General features: G+C 42.1%; 6 protein-coding genes. 4 read left to right on the top strand and 2 right to left on the bottom strand.

The features are described from left to right. Both F6K20_RS31285 and hemJ read right to left on the bottom strand, forming a co-directional pair. The coding region (locus tag F6K20_RS31285; RefSeq protein WP_287297328.1) for a hypothetical protein at positions 1 to 359 on the bottom strand (359 nt) is incomplete at its 3' end. 205 nt (positions 360 to 564) lie between these two features. Beyond that, positions 565 to 1,146: a protoporphyrinogen oxidase HemJ gene (hemJ, locus tag F6K20_RS31290; protein WP_008179923.1), complete on the bottom strand. Its 582-nt coding sequence runs from the start codon at positions 1,144 to 1,146 to the stop codon at positions 565 to 567. A 359-nt stretch (positions 1,147 to 1,505) separates the two neighbouring features. Between hemJ and F6K20_RS40255 the strand changes: the two genes are divergently transcribed. From F6K20_RS40255 to F6K20_RS31305, 4 genes are all read left to right on the top strand, one after another. Then, positions 1,506 to 1,730 carry a transposase family protein gene (locus F6K20_RS40255; RefSeq protein ID WP_353736864.1) on the top strand — a complete coding sequence of 75 codons (225 nt, stop codon included), beginning with the start codon at positions 1,506 to 1,508 and terminating at the stop codon, positions 1,728 to 1,730. Next, positions 1,681 to 1,998, top strand: a complete 318-nt coding sequence (locus F6K20_RS31295; RefSeq protein WP_131827219.1) for an ISAs1 family transposase — start codon at positions 1,681 to 1,683, stop codon at positions 1,996 to 1,998. The genes F6K20_RS40255 and F6K20_RS31295 overlap by 50 nt, the downstream gene beginning before the upstream one ends. Before the next feature lie 359 nt (positions 1,999 to 2,357). Further along, positions 2,358 to 2,618, top strand: coding sequence for a hypothetical protein (locus tag F6K20_RS31300; RefSeq protein WP_008179918.1), 261 nt, complete (start codon positions 2,358 to 2,360; stop codon positions 2,616 to 2,618). A 28-nt stretch (positions 2,619 to 2,646) separates the two neighbouring features. After that, a partial coding sequence (locus F6K20_RS31305) for a hypothetical protein (protein WP_008179916.1) occupies positions 2,647 to 3,119 on the top strand: 473 nt, incomplete at its 3' end.

A 3,119-nucleotide genomic window follows, 5' to 3' on the forward strand; every position in this document is an offset into this window, starting at 1 on the left:
TAAGTCAGCTGAAGGCTGACTTGTTCCAAATACAGGTTAACATCTTCTACTACACGAGTCAGTTCAGCTTCCGTACTCAAGCGGATGCGATCATCTCTGAGGGTAATTAAGACTTTAGCAGCAAACGGAGAAGGATAGATATTGGGATTGCAGAAAATCTCAAGAAAGACATCCCCAGTAAATTGGTACTCCATCGGTTGTTGAGGCTTGGGTCTACCACCACTAGATACCTGAGCAGCAGCTTTCAGACTCTGCATCAGTTGGTAAAGCTGACGTTGCAATTTTTTGGCAGCATCGGCGGTGAATGGAAAAGACACCGAACCATCATTAAGATTTAATTTAAGTGGTATAGCGGACATAAGGCAACTTTAAGATGTTATGGATTGTTTGTTAATGGTGGTTGATAAGTTAAGTCGGTAAAAATAAACAAAACATGTGACCCAGCCGATGCAGTTCACGTCAACGGTTAACGGTAAACTTCCAGGGCAAAAACATTAAGCCCTTATTATACTTTCCTGTGGGGACTAACATCGGTCCCCAATGACTATTAATCAAAGCTGATAATCAAAGCTGAGGCTCTGCTTGGGACGTGGTAGCCAAGCTTTTCTCTTTGTCCCGCTTCCGCTTTTTGGCATACAACTGAATTGAGGCAGCCATTGCTATAATCATCGCAAGAATTAACCAAGACGTAATATCTGTAGGCAAACTGTTCTTAAACACTGCCAGTAAAACAATTACCATCAGTAAGACAGTAGGTGCCTCATTGAGAGCACGGAACTGCTGACCAGTCCAACTGCATTGATTGGCAGCCAGCTGTCCCATAATCCTACCGCAATAGAAATGATAGACCAGTAAAAGGGCTACAAAAGCCAGCTTGATATGTAACCAACCTTGCTTGAGCACTTCTGGTTCTGTGACCAGTAAACCAATTGCCATCGCTACCGTTACCACCATACCTGGGGTAGTAATTATGTGATAGAGACGTTTTTCCATAATCTCATACTGATTTTTGAGAATGGTTTGGGCAGGTTCCGGCTCCTGTGAAGCCTCTGCATGATAGACAAACAGACGCACTAGATAAAACAGACCGGCAAACCAAACCACTACACCAATGAAGTGAAACGCCTTGAACCAGAAATAAGCCATAGATTGTGTCCTCCATTATTACAACAGCGTCATGCAGCTCAGCAGTGTCTACCCTCATGACTTCAGCTATAGCGCGTGTCGCGTATCAGCTATCAGCTTCTTGAGGGAAGTCCCAGGAATAATCATGTACTCACTGTCCTCAGCCAAATGCCTAAGTTTTCCTGGCTTCAAAAGCTTAGTAGACCAGAGCTGATCGCTAAATGCTTACGATTATCTCATAAAGATCTAGGTAGCAGGAAACCCCGTGTCTAATGACCCAGGGCTGTTTCATTATAGAGCAAAAAGGTGTATATTGAAGCAATAGCCGGAAAAACCGGGCTAAATTCCCTTATATCCCATGGATCATCGAAAAAAGCTTAATCGACTATCTCAAACAAATACCTGATCATCGAGATCCTCATGGTCTTCGTCATCCTCTCTGGCTGGTGCTTCTAATCATAATTATGGGAATGATGAGTGGTTATTGGGGTTATCGACAATTAGGTAGATTTGTGGAACGTCATCGAAGGGAATTGATTAATAGACTTCAAATTCATGCATGCTCGTGTTCCTTCTTATTCAGTGATCAGAAGAGTCATGGTTAATTTAGATTACGAAGAACTCCAACTTGTATTTAATAAATGGAGTCAACACTATGGTGTTATTCCCTCTTCAGAATGGATATCCATAGATGGGAAGAGCCTCAAAAATACTGTTAGTAACTACGATAACGCGAAACAAAACTTGATCAGTTGTGTTTCGGCTTTTGCTCATCAAAGAAGATTAGTCTTAGGGGTAAAAATGATGTCGAACAAACAGGAAAGCGAAATTTACGTCGTTCGAGAATTAATTGACTTATTAGATTTAACCTGAGGGGGTGACATGAGCCCTAAAAACATTAGTATATAAGGCTTTGATGCCAATGACCTCATCGAAGATACAGTCAGAAATTAACCCTCGATTCATTTTCTGGAAGTTCAACCCCTTATAACTACGTCCAATATCAGCCCAAAACAGAATGTATATTTTTGTAACTTATAGGCTGAAATTATTATCCAGTAAGGATTTCAGATTGCATGTCACCCCCCAGAGATTTAACAGGTTTTGAAGTTCCCGTAGAACAGTGGAGCCTTTATGGGTGATCGGTTATGCAGAAAAGGGTTAAATCTTTTGTAATAAGGCTCCACTGTTCAAGGTTTCATCTCCGTAGTTTTTAGTTTTGATGCTCTTCATTGTCAAAAAAAACTCTGGCAGCCATCGTCGAGTCAGGGAATGACTATCTAGTTAAAGTCAAAAAAAATCAACCCAAATTATATCAACAAATAGAAACGGAATCAAACCAGCTTACACCACGACAAAAAGTGACCCATTATGAAAAAACTAGAAACCGTAATACAAATCGTCTTATTGAAGTGTTTGATCCACCCGAAAACCTTGACCCCAAATGGATTGGAGCTGGTTGTGTGATTAAAGTCTCTGAGACGAAACCTTAGGTAGTGGAGCCTTTATGGTGGGCAGGCTATGCATAGAAGGGTTAAAACTTGGCAGATTTTGGCTCCACTACCTTACGGTAACTTCAAACGCAGTGGAACTCGTGGAAATGAGACTTATAGAAGCATCAGTTATTATCTTTGTTCAAAACCACCATTATCTCGTGGTTTGGCCAATGGAATTAGAGGACATTGGCTCATTGAAAATTCTCGACCTTGGGTAAAAGACGTCATCTATGAAGAAGATATTAGTCCGCAAACGTCAGGACAAGCTCCTTTAAACTTATCTTTGCTCAAAACATGGGTTTTAACTCTTCTTCGAGCACATGGCTTTGATTCTATCAAGGCAGCAATCAGTGAAGCGATGCAGCGCGGTCTTGGGGAGGCAGCGCGGTCTTGGGGAGGCAGCGCGGTCTTGGGGGTTTCCCCAATGAGCGACTGCCGTGGTCTCCCCCATGAGCGACTGCCGTGGTTTCCCCCACTCGCTATTGCATCAAGACAATA

Origin of the sequence: Moorena sp. SIO2C4, assembly GCF_010672485.1 — a bacterium.
Classification (GTDB): domain Bacteria; phylum Cyanobacteriota; class Cyanobacteriia; order Cyanobacteriales; family Coleofasciculaceae; genus Moorena; species Moorena producens.